This window comes from Comamonas sp. GW821-FHT11H03, from assembly GCF_058807955.1.
This window is the reverse complement of record NZ_JBXARF010000006.1, coordinates 325,696-343,945: the sequence shown is the minus strand read 5'-3', so window position 1 is coordinate 343,945 and position 18,250 is coordinate 325,696. Positions and strand designations below refer to the sequence as shown.

General features: G+C 61.4%; 15 protein-coding genes. 6 read left to right on the top strand and 9 right to left on the bottom strand.

What is annotated here, in order from left to right:
- Window positions 1-29 precede the first annotated feature (29 nt).
- Window positions 30-1,226 (bottom strand): M20 aminoacylase family protein, encoded by a 1,197-nt coding sequence (locus AC1RTQ_RS15815; RefSeq protein ID WP_492877079.1) that lies wholly within the window; start codon window positions 1,224-1,226, stop codon window positions 30-32.
- A 337-nt stretch (window positions 1,227-1,563) separates the two neighbouring features.
- On the opposite strand from AC1RTQ_RS15815, the gene AC1RTQ_RS15810 reads away from it, so the two are divergent.
- On the top strand, window positions 1,564-2,583 hold the full coding sequence (locus AC1RTQ_RS15810; RefSeq protein WP_492877077.1) for a DHH family phosphoesterase: 1,020 nt from the start codon (window positions 1,564-1,566) through the stop codon (window positions 2,581-2,583).
- A gap of 52 nt (window positions 2,584-2,635) precedes the next feature.
- Here the strand turns inward: AC1RTQ_RS15810 and AC1RTQ_RS15805 are convergent, their stop codons facing one another.
- Window positions 2,636-3,403 carry a pseudouridine synthase gene (locus AC1RTQ_RS15805; RefSeq protein ID WP_492877075.1) on the bottom strand — a complete coding sequence of 256 codons (768 nt, stop codon included), beginning with the start codon at window positions 3,401-3,403 and terminating at the stop codon, window positions 2,636-2,638.
- A gap of 201 nt (window positions 3,404-3,604) precedes the next feature.
- Here AC1RTQ_RS15805 and rarD point away from each other — a divergent pair, with 201 nt between their 5' ends.
- Window positions 3,605-4,495, top strand: coding sequence for an EamA family transporter RarD (gene rarD / locus AC1RTQ_RS15800; RefSeq protein WP_492877135.1), 891 nt, complete (start codon window positions 3,605-3,607; stop codon window positions 4,493-4,495).
- An 81-nt stretch (window positions 4,496-4,576) separates the two neighbouring features.
- Window positions 4,577-5,572: a diaminopimelate dehydrogenase gene (locus tag AC1RTQ_RS15795; RefSeq protein ID WP_492877073.1), complete on the top strand. Its 996-nt coding sequence runs from the start codon at window positions 4,577-4,579 to the stop codon at window positions 5,570-5,572.
- 95 nt (window positions 5,573-5,667) lie between these two features.
- Here AC1RTQ_RS15795 and AC1RTQ_RS15790 read toward each other — a convergent pair whose 3' ends face one another.
- Window positions 5,668-6,972, bottom strand: coding sequence for an MFS transporter (locus AC1RTQ_RS15790; RefSeq protein WP_492877071.1), 1,305 nt, complete (start codon window positions 6,970-6,972; stop codon window positions 5,668-5,670).
- Between the two features lie 344 nt (window positions 6,973-7,316).
- On the opposite strand from AC1RTQ_RS15790, the gene AC1RTQ_RS15785 reads away from it, so the two are divergent.
- Window positions 7,317-7,664 (top strand): MoaF-related domain-containing protein, encoded by a 348-nt coding sequence (locus AC1RTQ_RS15785; RefSeq protein WP_003053278.1) that lies wholly within the window; start codon window positions 7,317-7,319, stop codon window positions 7,662-7,664.
- Between the two features lie 438 nt (window positions 7,665-8,102).
- Here the strand turns inward: AC1RTQ_RS15785 and AC1RTQ_RS15780 are convergent, their stop codons facing one another.
- Entirely contained in the window at window positions 8,103-8,924 is an 822-nt protein-coding gene (locus tag AC1RTQ_RS15780) for an META and DUF4377 domain-containing protein (protein ID WP_302089843.1), read from the bottom strand.
- A gap of 436 nt (window positions 8,925-9,360) precedes the next feature.
- Between AC1RTQ_RS15780 and AC1RTQ_RS15775 the strand changes: the two genes are divergently transcribed.
- Window positions 9,361-9,819, top strand: a complete 459-nt coding sequence (locus AC1RTQ_RS15775; RefSeq protein WP_302089844.1) for a DUF2242 domain-containing protein — start codon at window positions 9,361-9,363, stop codon at window positions 9,817-9,819.
- 112 nt (window positions 9,820-9,931) lie between these two features.
- Here AC1RTQ_RS15775 and AC1RTQ_RS15770 read toward each other — a convergent pair whose 3' ends face one another.
- The 5 genes from AC1RTQ_RS15770 to AC1RTQ_RS15750 all read right to left on the bottom strand — a co-directional run bounded on the left by AC1RTQ_RS15770 (window position 9,932) and on the right by AC1RTQ_RS15750 (window position 17,580).
- The gene (locus tag AC1RTQ_RS15770; RefSeq protein WP_492877068.1) at window positions 9,932-10,813 is read right to left on the bottom strand and encodes a peptidoglycan DD-metalloendopeptidase family protein; all 882 of its coding nucleotides are present in this window, start codon (window positions 10,811-10,813) and stop codon (window positions 9,932-9,934) included.
- A gap of 114 nt (window positions 10,814-10,927) precedes the next feature.
- Window positions 10,928-11,554 carry an FMN-binding negative transcriptional regulator gene (locus tag AC1RTQ_RS15765; RefSeq protein WP_492877066.1) on the bottom strand — a complete coding sequence of 209 codons (627 nt, stop codon included), beginning with the start codon at window positions 11,552-11,554 and terminating at the stop codon, window positions 10,928-10,930.
- Between the two features lie 118 nt (window positions 11,555-11,672).
- Complete coding sequence (locus tag AC1RTQ_RS15760) at window positions 11,673-13,694, bottom strand: DUF3300 domain-containing protein (RefSeq protein ID WP_492877064.1); 2,022 nt, start codon at window positions 13,692-13,694, stop codon at window positions 11,673-11,675.
- A 337-nt stretch (window positions 13,695-14,031) separates the two neighbouring features.
- Window positions 14,032-15,453 carry a YdgA family protein gene (locus tag AC1RTQ_RS15755; protein ID WP_492877062.1) on the bottom strand — a complete coding sequence of 474 codons (1,422 nt, stop codon included), beginning with the start codon at window positions 15,451-15,453 and terminating at the stop codon, window positions 14,032-14,034.
- A 309-nt stretch (window positions 15,454-15,762) separates the two neighbouring features.
- On the bottom strand, window positions 15,763-17,580 hold the full coding sequence (locus AC1RTQ_RS15750) for a glutamine--tRNA ligase/YqeY domain fusion protein (RefSeq protein WP_492877060.1): 1,818 nt from the start codon (window positions 17,578-17,580) through the stop codon (window positions 15,763-15,765).
- 226 nt (window positions 17,581-17,806) lie between these two features.
- Here AC1RTQ_RS15750 and AC1RTQ_RS15745 point away from each other — a divergent pair, with 226 nt between their 5' ends.
- The gene (locus AC1RTQ_RS15745; RefSeq protein WP_302093231.1) at window positions 17,807-18,139 is read left to right on the top strand and encodes a hypothetical protein; all 333 of its coding nucleotides are present in this window, start codon (window positions 17,807-17,809) and stop codon (window positions 18,137-18,139) included.
- Window positions 18,140-18,250 lie beyond the last annotated feature (111 nt).

The window sequence follows — 18,250 nt, the reverse complement described above, 5'->3', positions numbered from 1 at the left end:
GCTATGAATAGCGTATTTGTTGGCAGTCGTCAGGCGGCAGGCTGCTCAAAATAGCGACGTGCCAGCAGATCCCAGAACCTGGAGCCGCGACCGATGTTGTCATCGTTGAAGTCGTAGGCCGGATTGTGCAGGCTCACGCCGGGCTGGTCGCCCTTGGCATTGCCAATCCAGCCATAGGCGCCGGGGACGGCCTCCAGCATGAAGCCGAAGTCTTCGGAGGTCATGGCAGGCAGCACATCGTCAAAGGCGTTGTCATTGCCGACCACTTCACGCATCACGGCGGCCATGAACTTGGCTTCGCGGGCGTGGTTGGTGGTGTTGGGGTAGGCGCCGGGGCGCAGCGTGAACTCTGCCGTGCACAGATGGGCGGCTGCCACATGGCTGCTGATGCGCTTGAGTCCTTCAACAAACATCTCGCGCGTTTCCTTCTTCAGGGTACGCACGGTGCCGGCGATGATGGCGTCATCGGGAATGATGTTTTCCACCGTGCCGCTGGTGATCTTGCCCACAGTGAGCACTGCCGAGTCCAGCGGATCGGTGCTGCGCGAGACCAGGGTCTGCAACTGGCTGACGATGGCGCAGGCCACGGGAATCGGGTCCAGCGTGGTGTGGGGCATGGCCGCATGGCCGCCCTTGCCGTGGACTCTGATCTGAAAGCGCAGGGTGGAGGCCATGATGGGGCCAACGCGCACCGCCATTTGACCTGCCGGCAGCGATGGCCAGTTGTGCAGCGCAAACACGGCTTCGCAGGGGAATTTGTCGAACAGGCCATCGTCCATCATGGCCTTGGCGCCAGCGCCGCCTTCTTCGGCTGGCTGGAAGATCAGGTGTACGGTGCCGTCAAAGTCGGGCTGCTGAGCCAAGGTGGTGGCAGCGCCCAGCAGCATGGTGGTGTGGCCGTCGTGGCCGCAGGCATGCATGCGGCCCTTGTTTTGGCTGATGTGCCCGAAGGTGTTGATTTCCGTGACCGGCAGGGCATCCATGTCGGCGCGGATGCCGATGCTGCGGCCGGGGTTGTCCTTGCTGCGGCCCTTGCCGTAGATGCTGGCGACAACGCCAGTCTGGCCCAGCCCACGATGCACGGTCAGGCCCAGGGCCGTGAGGTATGCGGCGACCTTGTCGCTGGTGCGGTGCTCTTCGTATTTGAGCTCAGGATTGGCGTGCAGGTCGCGGCGAAAACTGAGCAGCGTACCGAGGTGAGGAGTGATATCGGGTGTAGATCGCATACAGGGGCCGCGGAGCACCCAGCGCTGTAACTGTCGTGGCAGGCAAGCGTTGCGGGCCTGCCGGTGACCGCAGCATTTCAATAGCAAGACCCCCATCATAGGCGTATGCGAAGAGTGGGGGCTTAGGTAGATACCGAAATCAGGGATTTCAGCGCTTGTGCTAACCAAGGGAAAAGCAAGCGGTGACTTACCAGACATGAGTCCTTTTGCGGGCGGTCGGATGAGCCCTGCTGGCCGTGTCTGGCAGGGCGAAATATCTGCTGGATGCAGTCAGCCGTGAACCCGCAATGCCCCGTGCGTCGCCTCGTTTCGGCGCAAACGGCGAAAATGCCGGGCTATGACCGCACAGAACGCCAAAATTTCCCTGTTCCAGCAGTTGCTGGTGCGCCCCGATCGCAACGATCCCAACCCGCTCATCCTCTACCATGGCCGTCGCTGCCCCGACGGCTTCGGCGCGGCGCTGGCGGCCTGGCTGTTCTATGAAGGTCAGGCCGAGTTTCGCGGTCTGGATCACGGCGAGATTCAGACGGCCGACGACCTGGGCGAGCTGGCCGGTCGCGCCGTCTATGTCCTGGACTTCGCCTTCGAGCCCACGCTGATGGCCGAGATCGAGTCGCGTGTGGCCAAGCTCGTGGTGCTGGACCATCACAAGAGCGCGGCCGAGAAACTCAGCGGCTACCAATGCCAATGCGGCGTGGTGCATTTCGATATGAGCAAGTCCGGCGCGCGTCTGGCCTGGGAGTTTTTCCAGGCCGACAAGCCCGTGCCCGGTCTGATTCGCTACATCGAGGACCGCGATATCTGGAAATGGGAATTCCCCGAAAGCGCGGCGTTTCTCGCGGCTCTGGATATGGAGCCCGTGCGCAGCTTTGAGCGCTGGGCCGAGATTGCGGCCTTCACGCCCGAGCAGGAAACCGTCTACATGGCCCGTGGCGGCGCCATGGACGAGAAATTCCAGAAGCTTTGTGCCGATATTGCCGACGGCGCCCAGGTGCTGGTCTTCAACGGCAGGCAGGGCCTGATGGTCAACTGCCCGGGCATGTTCCACAGCCAGGTGGGTGATTTGCTGGCACGCCAGAGCGGCAGCTTTGCTCTGATGTGGCATGCCAATCACAAGGGCACCAAGGTGGGCCTGCGCTCGCGCTCGGAGTTCAACTGCATTCCTCTGGCCGAGAGCTTTGGAGGCGGCGGTCACGCCCAGGCCTGTGGCTTCAAGATGGGCAACGAGCGTCTGGTGGAGTTGCTGCAGGGCGAGCTCAAGGCCGACCCCGAAGCGCAGTACGATTTCCTGGCCGCACCCAGCCTGCAGTTCGACGAAGAGGGCAAGTGGATTCGCGCCACGCCCAAGTCTGCGTAATAGCAAAAATAATAGCTGTCAGCTCTTTATATAAAAGGACTTTCAGCTATTTTTATGGGGTGGACTGCCAGCCCGGCAGGGCCAGCAGCGTTTGCCAGTCCTGTGCTTCCTGTACCTGGGGCAGGGTGGACCAGTCGGCCTCGAAGCGCAGTGGCTGGCCGCTCACGGGGTGAGCGATCTCCAGTGCCCTGGCATGCAGCCACAGCCGTTGCTGACCCAGGCGCTCGGCCCACCAGCGGTTCAGCGGACCTTTGCCGTGGGTGGCGTCGCCGATGATGGGGTGGGCCACATGCTTGAGGTGACGGCGGATCTGGTGTCTGCGGCCCGTGATGGGCAGGGCTTCGACCAGGCTGATGCGGGTCTCGGGGTGCCGACCGTCATAGCTTTCGGGCCAGGACAGGCGTGCCAGGCAGCGCAAGCGCGTGTGCGCCTCCTGCACCGGGGCATCCTCGGGTGCATCGTCGGGCTTGAGGGGGTGATCGACTTCCACTATTTCGGGCAACCAGCCGCGCACCAGGGCCCGATATTCCTTGCGGGTTTCATGGGCTGCAAAGCTCGCCGCCAGGGCCTGGGCCGCTTGCTTGTTCAGTGCCATGAGCAGCACGCCGCAAGTGCCCTTGTCCAGCCGGTGCACGGGCCAGACATGGCGACCCAGCTGGTCGCGCAGCGTCTGCATGACAAAGCGCGTCTCGTGCGCATCCAGCCCTGTGCGATGCACCAGCCAGCCGGCGGGTTTGTAGACGGCGACCAGGTTCTCGTCCTGCCAGAGGATATGCAAAAGGGGATTGGCAGAGCAGGCGGGCGGGGCGGTGTCGGGCATGAGGAGGACAGGCAATACAGGGCGAGCCGCACTCTAGCGCACAGTGCAAAGCTTTGCTGACCAGGGCCTGCCTGCTGACAGGCCGCGCCGTGACCGAGAATCGGTGCGGGCCGCTCGATGGTGGCTCATTTTTTGGGAATAGGTGCCGCGCATGATGGCTCAATGCCGGCAGCCATTTGGAGGCTTGATCTTGTGTCTGTGATGTTCAAGGGCGTGGTGGTTTCGGTACTGGCGTCCGTGCTGTTCGCTTCGCTGTATTACCTCTCGCCTTTTCTCGCCCCGCTCGATGGCGAGCAGATCTTTGGCTGGCGCGTGCTGGTGACCTTGCCCTTCACTACGGCCCTGCTGTTCGCTCTCAAGGAGGTGGCGGCGGTACGCGTCTTGCTGGCGCGAGCCTTGGCCCAGCCCCGGTTTGGACTGCTGCTGGTGCTGAGCTCGGCGTTGCTGGGTGTGCAGCTGTGGATCTTCATGTGGGCACCGATGAACGGGCGCGCGTTGCCGGTGTCGCTGGGCTATTTTCTGCTGCCGCTGGTGATGGTCGTGGCCGGGCGTGTGCTGTTTGCCGAGCGCCTGACGCCCGGCCAGGGCCTGGCCGCGCTGGTGGCGGCGGCGGGCGTGGCACACGAGTTCTGGCAGGCGGGCGGCATGTCCTGGGAGACCTGGGTGGTGGCGCTGGGTTACACGGTGTATTTCTTGCTGCGCCGGTGGCTGCAGACCGATACCCTGGCAGGCCACTGGATCGACATGGCCCTGTTGGTGCCGGTGGCCGTCGGCTTCACGCTGCGCGTGCCCGGCAGTTGGCCGCTGCTGGCGGGCCATCCCTCGCTTTGGGCCCTGCTGCCCTTGCTGGGCATCGTCAGCGCCGTGGCGCTGGCGCTGTACATGATTGCCAGTCGCTGGCTGCCACTGGGGCTGTTCGGACTGCTTTCCTATGTGGAGCCGGTCTTGCTGGTCGTGGTGGCCTGGCTGCTGGGCGAGAGCATGGAGCCACAGCAGCAACTGAGCTATGCGCTGATCTTTGCCGCCGTGGGCCTGCTGATCGGCGACGGTTTGCGGCATTCATGGCGTGGGCGTTCACACACATCGGACTGAGATTGCTGCAGTTTCAGCCCCAAGTTGGTGCATCAAAGGACAATAATTGAAGTTTTGTTTTGTTTGAAGGAATTGCTCGTCATGGCATCGACTCCATCCCCTATCCGCGTTGCAATCGTCGGTTACGGCAATCTGGGCCGCGGCGTGGAAGCTGCTGTCGCCAGGAACCCTGATATGCAGCTCAAGGGGATTTACACCCGTCGCGACCCTTCCCAGCTCCAGCCCCTGAATGCAGGCACGCCGGTGTACTCCATGGAGGCCTTGCTGTCGCACAAAGGCCAGGTCGATGTGCTGATTCTCTGCGGCGGCTCCAAGGACGATTTGCCCAGGCAGGCGCCCGAACTGGCGGCCCATTTCAATCTGGTCGACAGCTTTGACACCCATGCCCGCATCCCTGAACACTTTGCCAATGTGGACAAGGCCGCTCAGGGGGGGCAGTGCACGGCGCTGATCTCGGCCGGCTGGGACCCGGGCATGTTCTCCATCAACCGTGTGCTGGGTGAAGCCCTGCTGCCTGACGGCGCTACCTACACCTTCTGGGGCAAGGGCCTGAGCCAGGGGCATTCCGACGCCATCCGCCGCGTCGAAGGCGTGGCCGGCGGCGTGCAGTACACCATCCCTGTGGAAGAGGCCATCAACAAGGTGCGCTGCGGCGTGCGCCCCGAGCTGTCCACTCGCGAGAAGCACCAGCGTGAATGCCATGTGGTGCTCAAGGATGGCGCCGACGCCGAAGCCGTGCGCAAGACCATTGTGGAAATGCCTCACTACTTCGACCAGTACGACACTACGGTCCACTTCATCAGTGCCGAAGAGCTGGCCCGCGATCACTCTTGCATGCCCCATGGCGGCTTTGTGATCCGCAGCGGCAACACCAGTGCCGAGAACAAGCAGGTCATCGAATACCGTCTGCAGCTGGACAGCAACCCCGAGTTCACTTCCAGCGTGCTTGTGGCCTATGCCCGCGCCGTGCATCGCCTGGCCCAGGCCGGCCAACATGGCTGCAAGACCGTGTTTGACGTGGCCCCCGGCCTGCTGTCGCCCAAGAGCGCCGAACAACTGCGTGCCGAGCTGCTGTAAATTAGCCGCCGCGATCAGGAAAAAAGCCTCGCAGAGTCTGCGAGGCTTTTTTGTGTCGAAACGGGTTGTAGCGCCAATTGACCGATGGTTGGCAGCTATTGATTTGCAAGTGGTTGCGGGGGCTCGAGGCCGCTCACGCGCGCTGCATCTTCGAGCCTGTCCACATCGCGCAGAGGTTTGAACAGCGTCATCCAGCCGCCCACCACGCCCAGGGTGCACAGGCTGCCCAGAATGGCGGCGGGAACTGCGCCAAACCAGGACGCGCTGCTGCCTGCGCGGAACTCGCCCAGCTCGTTGGAGGAGCCGATGAACAGCATGTTCACGGCATTCACGCGGCCGCGCATATGGTCGGGCGTGGAAAACTGCACCAATGCGCCGCGAATATAGACACTGACCATATCGGCCGCGCCGGCCACGGCCAGTGCCAGCATGGACAGTACAAACCAGTGCGAGAGCGCAAACACCAGATTGGCCAGTCCGAACACTGCTACGGCGGCAAACATCACCTTGCCCACGCGGCGGTTGATGGGGCGCGATGCCAGCCACAGGCCCATGCAGACCTCACCCGCAGCCATGGAGGAGCGCAGCAGGCCCAGTCCTTGCGGACCTACCTGAAGTACTTCATGCGCATAGACGGGCAGCAGGGCCACAACGCCGCCCAGCAGCACAGCAAACAGATCGAGCGAGATGGTGCCAAGGATGATGGGGCGGGTACGCATGAAATGCAGGCCTTCGGAAAAGCGTTGCCACATGGTTGTTGGCACGTCAGTGACGATCCTGGGGCTGGCAAAGTGCACGGGGACCTGGCTCAGCAGGCCTGCGCCTAGAAGCAGGGCAACGCCGCAGACCGCATAGGTCAGCACGCCGCCGCCAAGCGCATACAGCAGGCCGCCCAGCACGGGAGCGGCAATCGCCGAGATACGCATCAGCATGCTGTTGGTGGCAAGGGCCTGGGCCAGTCGCTCGCGGGCTACGATCTGCGGCAGCAGGCTTTGCAGCGCCGGTCCGCTGAAGGCCCGGCTGCAGCCAAACAGCACCAGCACGGCGTAAATCCAGTGCACATTGTGCGCGCCGCTCTCGGCCAGCAACCAGAGCAGGCCTGAGCAGACTGCGGCCACCAGCCAGCTGATGCCGAGCAGCCGCTTGCGGCTCATGCGGTCGCTGAGATCGCCAGCGGGAATCAGCAGACCAGCCATGGGCAGGAACTGCGCCAGGCCGACATAGGCCAGAGACAGCGGCTCACGCGTGATGTCGTACACCTGCCATGCCACCACCACGGCCTGCATCTGCTGGGCAAACATGGCAAGCATGCGTGCCAGCACGAAATTGACAAAAGCGGGGTCGCGCAATGGTGGGGTGGTGGAGACCTGAGGCTCTGTAGAGGTGACGGGGGTGGACAAGGTGAGATCCGTGAGTGCGGCTGGTGAGGCGGGAGTTGGCCTGGGCCGACTTCCTGCCTTGGCGACCTGAAATGTCAGAGGGCCGAGTATGCGCGATTGCCTTGTTTTCTGCAGTGCCTGTGGCCGTTCTCAGCGTTCACTTCTGTTGTGGTTCATATCCGGCAAGCAGGCTGCGGATTGACCTTCACGCCATGCAGGAGAGATGCCTTGTTTGTCAAAAAATGTTTACCGACGAAGGCATGAGCCACTTTCCCACACTCAAAGAAACGGTGGCGATTCATCATAGCTTCACACGAATGGTTTTGCGTTATGAATAGCGAATCTTTCTCTCAAGGAGTCACATCATGTCCATGCTTTCGATGCAATACGCCGGAACTCTTCTGGGCCGCGAAGCAGTCATTGAATTCCCGGACAGCCAGGCCCAAGTCCGCTACACCGCCAGCGGTCAGATGCGCTGGCGCGTGGTGGACTCGCAAGGGCATATTTCCGAGGGCTGCGAGAATCTCAGCTATCTGCAACTGAGCGACCACCTGCATTTTTTGAACTGGATCGAGAAAACCGGCTTCACGGTCAGCCAAGTCATAGACTCGGCCAAGGGCACGGTTCAGGCTTTCTGGTCCTACGCCGACAACCAGTGTGAAAGCGGCCATCGTTCCTCCATGTTTGTGGAAGGCCGCTTCCGTCTGCGTTGAATCTGTCGGCTCTTGCTCAGGGCATGGAGCGGGGGTAAGAGCCAGCTCAATGATTTGCGTGTGTGAGGTCAGTGACTTTCCTCTCTTGCCGACATCCGAAAAGTGTCGGCTTTTTTCTCCGTGAAACATCGCAGGCTCGACCATCCCTGCGTATTTTTTGATCGCAGGGCCCGAAGTCAATGCCTATGCGGCCCCGCCCTGTTTTCCCGAGGCTTGTCCACAGGCGGCTCCACAGACGCTGGGCATAACCTGCAATCCTGTTTTCCGAACTGCTACGTTCAGAAAACACTCCCTAAGTAGTTATTGCCAAAAGAAAATCCTCCTCTAGCAATGCATCTGCTTGATGGAGTGTGGAGCGTGAAACATCGGCGTTGAATGTACGCATGAAAATAGAAAAGCCGGCACCTGGGCCGGCTTTTTCAATGCCTAAGCGCTGATTTACTTGCGCTTGTCAGCGATGGCCGAGGACACCACCATGTCCAGCACATAGACATAGCTTGAAGCATCAGCGGGAACATTTTGGCGCTTGAAGCGGTTGATGCGCAGCACATTGCTCACACCGGCTTCGTGCTTGTAGCCTTCAATCTCGCTGTAGAAGTTCTCCCACTGGCCGGTATAGGTCTTGACGCCGTTGTCGCCGTAGCGGATCTCGCGCACCTGCAGACATTGATGGCGGCCTGCACCTGCACTACAGGCCTTGCGCTCGGGACCGACCTCGAGAAATATGCGCTCGGGAGCGCTGCCGTATTGGGTCTGGGCGGTGGGCTTGCCGTTGAGCTGCCAGCGCGTGCCATCAATGAACTGCAGCGTCAGGCGAGGCTGTTCAGTAGTGGAGCCGCCGAGCTGCACGTTCCACTGCTTGGCCGTAGGCAGAATGCGCGCAACCTTCTGCTCCAGCATCATCAGCTGGCTGTCATTGCAGGCACGCAGGGTGCTCATGCCGCGCTGCAGATTGATGCGCTGGCCTTCAACGGTGTAAGCCGACGAGATGACGTTGCACAGATTCTTGACGACGACGCGCTGGTCCACGAAGTCCAGCTCGATAGGTGCCTGGCTGGAGCTCAGAAACCAGCTCTGGTCTTCATTGCCGGCAGGCGTGAAGGCCTCTTGCAATTTCCAGTGGTAGGCGGTCAGCGACGCGGCATCGCCTGCGGGGCCTGTAGGGCCGGGCTTGCTTGCACCGCCGCCGCCTGTCGTACCGCAGGCGGCAAGCGTCATGGAAGCAACAAGGGGAAGGCACCAGGTCCAGCGAAATTTCATAGGGTTTCCTTAAGGTGGAATAGAGGAATACGGCAAACCGTGTCAGCACAAACAGAGTCTCTGTTGACCATATCAGTTCCCTGCGGTTTTATCTGACCTTAACTCAACGTTGCTGTTGTTTTGCGCTTCGACAACCTCAGAGTGTCAACAAATGCTGCGCTCTGACGGGCGGAGAAATCAGATGTGCAGCTCGGGCGTGAAGCCCCTGTAAAGATCGAAAAAATCCGTACGTCTAGACAGCGCTTCGTCAAATTAGTCTTCGCCAAGCTGCTACGCTTCAAAGGTTCGGGCTATGAAGAAACTATGGCCCAGGCATCAAGGAGTTTCTGTGCGCTTAGGTGGTGTTGCTTTGTTTAGGCTGAATTGGGGGCGGCTGGGTTCTGTGGGCATATTGGCAGGTTTGCTGGGGGCATGCTCGGCAACGGCACCCCAGCATATGCCGGTACAGGAGACCTTCGACTCCAGTTCCACGTTTTCCCGCGGCTTTGATGCGACACCGGCACAGACTTGCGAGGCCGCGCGTCGCGCCTTGTTGAGCCAAGGCTATATCGCAACGGCCAGGACGCAGGAGCTGATAGAAGGGCGCAAGAACTTCCAGCCCAATACGGAGACCAATCTGGAAATCAATTTCCGTGTGGTCTGCGTGCCGCAGACCAGCGACGGACTGGTCAGTCTGGGTTTTGCGACGGCGCTGCAGGATCGCTATTCGCTCAAGAAAAGCGCGACCTCGGCCAGCGTGGGCGTGAGCGCTCTGGGGTCGCTGTCTCTGCCGTTTTCTTCCAGCAACGATTCGCTGGTCAAGGTGGGCAGCGAGACCATTTCCAAACGCAGCTTCTACGACAGTTTTTTCGAGCTGGTGGAAAACTATCTGAAGCAGGATCAGGATTCACCATAGTTTCGAGCAAACCGGTCTGTAGCGCTTGGTAGGTCGGGCGCTTGTGATTCTGATCTGGTAGCAAGAACTAAAAAGCGGCTCGCGGAGCCGCTTGTTAGTCGGCGAGATCCGTTCAGATGAACAGCGCCGGGTCCACCATGGCTCGGTTCAGCATCACGCTCCAGTGCAGGTGGGGTCCGGTCACGCGGCCGGTGGCTCCGACCTTGCAAAACGCATCGCCCGTCTGCAACTGCTCGCCTGGCTTGCAGTCCACCTGGCTCAGGTGGCAGTACATGGTGAGCAGGCCGCCGCCATGGTCCAGCCAGACCGTGCCGCCGTTGAAGAAATAGTCGCCCACATCAATCACCTTGCCGGGCAGCGGTGCACGTACCGGCGTGCCCGTAGGAGCGGCGATGTCCATGCCACTGTGCGGATTGCGCGACTGGCCGTTGAAGACACGGCGCAGGCCGAAGCTGCTGGAGCGGCGACCCGGCACCGGCACGCGCATGTGCAGGCTGCCGGAAGGTGGCGGCTCGGTGAAGGTGGCCATCACGGTCTTCAGGTGGGCGGCCTCGCGCTCATAGCGGGCATTGTCTTCGGCAGACAGATCCACCGTCTTGGGCGAGACTTTGAGGCGTTGCTCCACATACTGTTTGTCGCGCACCGTATAGCTCATGGTGCGCAAACGGCCGTCGACCTTCACGCCAACGCTTTGCTCACCCGGTGTGGCGGCAAGCGGTATGCCCACGAGTGCGGTCCATTCGATCATGTCGCCCACCACCAGAATCTCTGCCTCTGCGGCCGTGACCAGGGGACGTGCGGAAGCCGGGCCCAGCGACAGGCGCGCGACGCCGCCAGGAACCCTGCTGTCCTGAGGCCAGAGCGCGCTGTCCGGGCTGGCACTACGTGCAGCCCAGGCCGGTGCAGCGGAAAACAGCGCCGTTTGCGCCATCCATTGCAGCAGACGACGGCGTTCGGGCGGGAGAGAAGGGCTGGTGAGTTTTTCGGTTGGCATGGTGCTTATCGGGTTGTGCATGCATTGTGCTGTATTGCTATCGATAGCGGAGCTAATGGCGATACAGGGATGGGAGCTTTGCGCTGGCTATGCCTTGAAGACCGGTTGCGGTGATCAGGGCTGGCGCATGCTCCGGGCCAGATCCAGCTGTCCCAGCTGCTCCAGGGCCTGGACCGCACCGAGCCGGTCGCGCTGCTGCTTGTTCTGGCTCAGCTTGAACTTGGCTTCCAGGCGGTCGACGGTAATCTCCAGACCCACGATGGCGCCGAGCATGCGCTGCAGATAGTCGGGCGGAGCGTCGCTCATCTTCCATGGGGCCTGGGCATTGTTGTTGGCCTCATGGCGGCGGGTGAGCCGGCCCACCACGCCGCGCACGAACTTTTCATCGTCGCGAACGCTGATGCGGCCAAGCGCATGGACCACACGGTAGTTCCAGGTCGGTACCTGCTCATGGTTCTCGTGCTTGCTGGGATACCAGTTGGGGGAGATATAGGCCTGCTCGGCACGGAAGATCACCAACACGGAGCTGTCTTCCCGGATCTGCTGCCACACAGGATTGGCGCGCGCCACGTGGGCGATCAGGCGCAGCAAACCGTCCTCGCCCTGCAGCAACTCGAAAGGCAGGTGATTGGCATCCAGTCCCGCGTCGGACTGGGTGACCAGGCAACCCAGCGGGTGAGCCTGGATCAGTGCATGCAGGGTGGTGGGGTCGTCGACCTTGAAATGGCTGGGGTTGTACATGAAGACCTGCTGCAGTGAGTGGCGCAAAAAAGCATGGCCTTGTTTATACAGCCGCGCAGGCCGCGCGCTCACAACCCGCCTGTGTGACAGGCGGCCTGACATGAGGACCAGCGGCGTTTCAGCGGTGCTCGCGGTCCCCGCGCGTGCGGCCCTCGGCGCGCGCAGCCTGCATGCGTGCCTGCTGCTCGGCCTGGTGATGTTGAGCTTGCATCTGGGCCTGCTGCTGGCGTTGGGCCTGTTCCTGCGCCCGCTGTTGCTGCATCTGGGCTTGCTGCTGGCGCTCTTGCTGCATTTGCTGCTGGCGCTGGGCCTGTTCCTGGGCACGCTGCTGTTGCATCCGGGCTTGCTGCTGGCGCTCTTGCTGCATTTGCTGCTGGCGCTGGGCCTGCATCTGGGCGCGCTGCTGCTGCATCTGGGCTTGCTGCTGACGCTCTTGCTGCATTTGCTGTTGGCGCTGGGCCTGCTCCTGGGCGCGCTGCTGTTGCTGCTGCTGCGTTTGGGCTTGTCGCTGGCGCTCTTGCTGTTCGCGGGCTTGCTGGATTGGCTGCTGGCGTTGGGCCTGCTCCTGGGCACGCTGCTGCATCTGCTGCATCTGCTGCATCTGGGCCTGCTGCATCTGGGCCTGCTGCATCTGGGCCTGCTGCTGGCGCTCCTGCTGTTCGTGGGCTTGCTGGATTGGTTGCTGGCGCTGGGCTTGCTCCTGCGCGCGTGGCTGCAAGGCCTTCTCCGTCGTGGCGGCCTGCATCTGCGCAGTCTGCTGCGGATGGGTCCCGGGGCTGCCGGAGCGATCACGCGGTTCTTGCGGCTGCAGCAGGGCATGGCCATTGGGCGCGCGCGGTAGGCCTGGAGCCCGGTTGGTCCCCAGGGCAAAGTCAGGCCGCCCCTGCGGCTGTGTCGCCAGGGGACTCGGAGCTGGTTGGCGCTGGTTCAGGACATGGCCACCGGCTGCCACGGCGGCGGCACCGACGGCAGCGCCCGTAGCCATCGTGCCCGGCGCGGCAAAGATGCCTGCGGCCTGAGACTGCCCGCTTGGCCCCCGGCGCTCGCCTGCGCCATTTTCATGGATGTTGTTGATGTAGGTGTTGTCCGTGCGGTGGATGTTCTGCACCACGGTTCGCGACTGCGATATGTAGGTGGTGTTGTTGTAGACCACGGCCGGACGGGCCTGCGGGGGCGGGGGACGCTCGCCGTGGCGCCAGGGCCTTTCGGAATCGCCCCAGTGCATATTCCAGGCATTCCAGCCCCAGGATGGATGCCTGTCCATGGACTCGGCCAGCACGATGCCGGCACCAAAGCCCAGCAGGCCGGCCATCACGGGCACGCCGGCCACGGGAGCCGGAGGCGGCACCTCCACATAGCGATAGCCGCCATATACGGGTAGCGGCTGACCGTAGACCGCAGCGGGGTTGTACTGGGGCACGTAGACCGTATCCACCTGGGAAGGGCTGATTTCAATGAACTGCTCCGGTGGGTCTATGACCGGGTCGGGCAGCGGTGTGACTACGGCTCCAGGCGTATAGGCCACGGCGGCTGGCGTGGAGGCCAGGTTGACCTTGAGCTGGCTCGAGGTCTTGAGCGTGCCGGCCTTGTAGGCCCGGTTGCGCATGACCTGTATGGCGTTCATCACATCCGAAGGATCGTTGTAATAGGCCTTGCCCAGCGCCGTGGTCCAGGGCAGGTTGGAGGCCATCTGTTCCAGCACATTGGGAAACTGGGTCAAAGATTTGACGGACGGGTCCCAGTTCTGGGCGTTGACGGCATTGCTCAGCGCCGTCCTCTGCAGGCCGGGGTTTTGCCCCAGCCAGGTTTCGGCGGCGCTGATCTGGTCTGGATAGGTGGCACCGGCCAGGATCTGGGCCACCAGCTTGTCCGGGTAAAGCGCAATCGGCGCCACCATCCGGTAGAGCGCGTCTGCATCGGGTGGCACATAGGCTGCGGGCTCAGACCGGGCTGCATCGGGCGTGGCGGCTGGTGCCAAGGCTGGCAGTGTGCTGTCCGCCTTGATCGGCGAATCCTTGTCGTTGCAGGCACTCAACGCCATGGCAGCGGCCAGGGCAATCATGCCCGGGTGCCAGTGGCGGGAGAGTATGTTTGGCTGCAGTTCCGGCTGCTCAGGCCGGGTCCGGGAGAAATGCGACATCTGACGCTCCTTGCGCCGCGCCGTGCGAATCACGAAGCTTTGGCGGATGCTGTTTTAACGCCAGTGTTGAGCCGTTGTTGACAGTGTGTTGTAAGCAAATAAAGCATGTGGCTGCAGTCCATGCTCCAAGAGGGTCTTGTAAATTTTGATAGCTGTTATCTCAGTGTGAGTAATGCGCTAATGCTAAAAATAGTGAAAATTTACGACAAGAAATGCAAAGGGCGGCCTCTCGTCCGCGTCGCTGCGGTTGGTGCGCTATTTCCCCATGAAAAAGGCCTGCGCGAGGCAGGCCTTGGAGGTATCCGCGAAGCAACCCGCCTCCCGGAACTGGGTCACATCATTCGGCCATGGTGCCCATGAGTGTGCTCGTACCCATGGCATCCAGCGGCTTTCCGTTGACCTGGAATTCGCCCTTGGCATAGACGATCTCGGTACGCATCTTGCCATCCTTGTCTTCGAAGATGCCTTGCTCCTTGAGCATTTCCAGGCTGGCTTGAGTCTGGGCTTTGGCGGTTTCCTCAATGTCTTCGGGCTTGTACTCGCTCTCGCCTTCAAACATGGCCAGCAGGCTGGAGCGCCTGCGCGAGAGCATCATGTTCTCCATGAAGGGCTTGGGCATATCGGCCTTGAGGCTGACCTTCAGGTCCTGCAGCAGAGTACCCATCTTCTCGCCATCGCCCAGATACTGAACGGCTGCCGCGAACTCGCTCACGCCGTCAGGGGTGCGCATGGACAGGCGTTTGAGTTCGATCACGGGCTGTCGTGCCAGCGCCTGTGTCAGCGACTTGAGCATTTTTTCGCGCAGATCACCGCCTTGCTGATCGTCAGTGTCTTCACCGTCCCCGGCTTCGCCAGCAGCACCGAGCAGCGGGTTCTTGCGCTTGCTCATTTCTACAACCTGGTTGATCCAGTTGGCATCGACATTGTTGAACGCCATCTCCAGCAGCAGGTCGTCAGCCTGTTTGTCCTCAAGTTTGGCGGTCTTGATGCCGGTCTTGAGCGTCATTTCCACCACCTCTCCCTTGAGGATGGTGTCCGAATCCATGGTGATGCCTTCGAAGTGGCTGGCAGAGCTCTTGCCTTCCTCTTCCTGCTTGGTGGCGGCGATCTTGGCAATCGTCATGGCAAACGGGCCGGTCCAGAATTGCTGGCCCGCGGGCTGCTTCATGTCGAAGCGCATATCGGCCTTGTCCAGCGTCACGCTGCCTTCCTCGTCCTTGAACTGCAGGCCGGCAAAGCTGCCCGTGCCTTTGGCGGCCTTCATGTCGGCGGGCATGTCCCAAACGATCTTCATGCCGCCCCAGTTCATTTCGCTGTCCTTGATCTTGCTGCTCACGGCCGGCGATGTCATGACGTTGGAGCTGCTGCGGCCCCAGCCGACCTTGGTGTCGACTTCCAGCGCAGAGCGACCATTGAGTGCGGTTTTCAGCGCCGGGTCCGCGTCCTCGGGCAGATTGAAGCTGGTGTGAATTTCGGCGGCATGGCCCAGGGGCAGCGGACCATGGCTGATCTTGTGCTCGGCGGTGAACTGGACGGGCTCGTCGCCGCTGTCCAGCGTCCAGACTGTTTTGGCAGTGGAAGAAAAAGCACCACGGTCATAACTGGTGACCTGAATCTTCACGCCATGCTCGCTCCACTTGTCCAGGCCTTCGGTAAAGCTCTGCTGCAGCTTGCCGCCCATGTAATAGCTGGTGCCCAGTGTTCCTGCCACGATAACGGCGATGGCCGCTGTAATGCCTGCTCCTGCTTTTCTGTTCATTCTTGACCTTTGATGAAAATAAAAAATCCGCGAATGAATTGCGGATTAGTAATGTTGTGGTGAGCAGGATTCTAGAAAGAAAATAATGAAATGCTCTGAATTTAAGAACATTTTATGCAAATGCTTATCGAGTATTAAAAATCAATACCTGCGGTATTTATTTCAATATGTAACCACGATTCATGGGGCGCTATCCATTTCCCGATCGGAGAACCGAATAACTGTTCTCGGGATAAATGCTGCGGCGGTTTGTGCATAAAAAAAGGCTGCCAGTGAATCCTGGCAGCCTTGCTGAATCGGCTGGAGTGCTTACTTACCCCAACTGTCCTTGAGTCCAGTGATCTTGTTGAACACGGGCTTGTCGCTGCGGTGATCCTTGCGGTCGGCCACAAAATAGCCAAAACGCTCGAACTGGAACTTGTCGTCAGCCTGAGCCGCCTTGAGCGAAGGCTCCACATAAGCGGTGACGACCTTCAGGCTGTCGGGGTTCAGCAGGCTCAGGAAATCCTTGCCGCCGGCATCGGGTTGCGGATCGGTGAACAGACGGTCGTACATGCGCACTTCGGCTTGCAGGCCGTCGGCCACTCCCACCCAGGTGATGGCGGCCTTGACCTTGACGCTGTCGGCGCCTGGCGTGCCGCTCTTGGTGTCGGGCACCACGGTGGCCAGTACCTTGGTCACATTGCCATCGGCATCCTTTTCGGCGCCCGTGCATTCGATCACATAGCCGCCCTTGAGGCGGACCTTGTTGCCGGGGAAAAGGCGCTTATAGCCCTTGGGGGGCACTTCGGCAAAGTCTTCGCGCTCGATCCACACTTCGCGGCCCAGGGTGAAACGGCGTTCCGGCACGGTTTCACCTTCTGCCGCGTGGGGCAGGGCGGGCAGGTGGCAGTCCTCCAGATGTTCGGCGCTGCCAAACACCTCGGCCCAGTTGCTGAGTTCGAGCTTGACCGGGTCCAGCACGACCATGGCGCGGTGGGCCTTGCTTTCCAGGTCTTCACGCAGGCAGCCGTCCAGCGTGCCGTAGTCGATCCAGGCGTAGTCCTTGGTCACACCGATGCGTTCGCAGAAGTTGCGGATGGACGCAGGCGTGTAGCCGCGTCTGCGCAGGCCGACCACGGTGGGCATGCGCGGGTCGTCCCAGCCCGTGACGAACTGGTTGTCCACCAGATGCTTGAGCTTGCGCTTGCTGGTGATCACATAGGTCAGGTTCAGGCGCGAGAACTCGTACTGGCGGGGCTGGGGGGCGTCGATCAGACCGCCTTCGCGCAGGTGGTTCAGCAGCCAGTCATAGAAGGGGCGCTGATCCTCGAACTCCAGCGTGCAGATGGAGTGGGTGATGTGCTCGTAGGCATCCTCGATGGGGTGCGCAAAGGTATACATCGGGTAGATGCACCACTGGTTGCCGGTGTTGTGGTGCTCGGCATGGCGCACGCGATAGATGGCCGGGTCGCGCAGATTGATATTGGGCGCGGCCATGTCGATCTTGGCGCGCAGCACGGCGGCGCCATCGGCGAGCTTGCCGTCCTTCATGTCGGCAAAGCGCTGCAGGTTTTCGGCCACGGAGCGGTCGCGGAAGGGGCTGTTCACGCCGGGACGGGTGAAGTCGCCGCGGTTGGCTTTCATCTCGTCGGCCGATTGCTCGTCCACATAAGCCAGACCTTGCTCGATCAGGTAGACCGCACAGCGGTACATAAAGTCGAAGTAATTGCTGGCGAAATAGAGGTTCTCGTGCCCGTCGGCATCCTTCCAGTCGAAGCCCAGCCAGCGTACGGCATCGATGATGCCGTCCACATATTCCTGATCTTCCTTTTCCGGATTGGTGTCGTCGAAGCGCAGATGGCAGACGCCACCGAAGTCGCGTGCCAGACCGAAGTTCAGGCATATGGACTTGGCATGGCCCACGTGCAGATAGCCGTTGGGCTCTGGCGGAAAGCGGGTGCGGATCTTGGCTTCATCGACCTGGCCGCTCTGGTGATGCTGGGCATCGCCGGGCGCACCGCCCCAGTGACGGGTGGCATAGGTGCCCTTGTCCAGATCCGATTCGATAATCTGGCGCAGGAAGTTGGTGGGCTTGACCGCTTCGGGGGCGGAGTTGTTGGATTTGGAGGCGTCAGCAGAGCTCATCGCACCATTTTAGGCCGGCTGCCATGACCTCATGTCGAGCTGCGGACACTGCAGCTTTGCCTCGTGTGCATTTGGACACAATGTTTTTGAGGAATCATGCCATCCTGACGGGACTCTGAAACGTTATATCCCCAAGGGCCGAAGGCGCAGCACAGATTTGCAAGCTTGCCCCCGGTGACTCATAAACAGAGGAGAGATTGTGATGTCCAGAACAACTTCCCCCCGCATGGCCAGGCTGCTTGCCGCTGGCTCTATCGTTGTGGCCGGCCTGATGGCAGCCGCAGGCGCCCAGGCACATGGTGGCGTTAGCCTGTCGGTCGGCATCGGCGTGCCTGGTGTGGCCGTGGGTGTCGGCGCTCCCGTCTACGCTGCGCCCTATGTGGTGCCAGCCCCGGTCTATATGCCGCCGCGCCCCGTCTACTATGCGCCTCCGGCACCGGTCTACTATGCTCCGCCACCCCCTGTGTACCGTCCCGCACCCGTGATGGTCGTGCCCGGCCCGATGTACTACGGTGGCGGCCCACGCTGGCGTGGTCATCACCATCATCACTATCGTTGATGGCATCGATAGCAGAGCCCTGAAAGACTCTGCACCCAAGACGGCTGCCCAGGCAGCCGTTTTTGATGCCTGCAGGCTGGGTGCCGCGCTCGCATAATCCGGGGCAGTCCT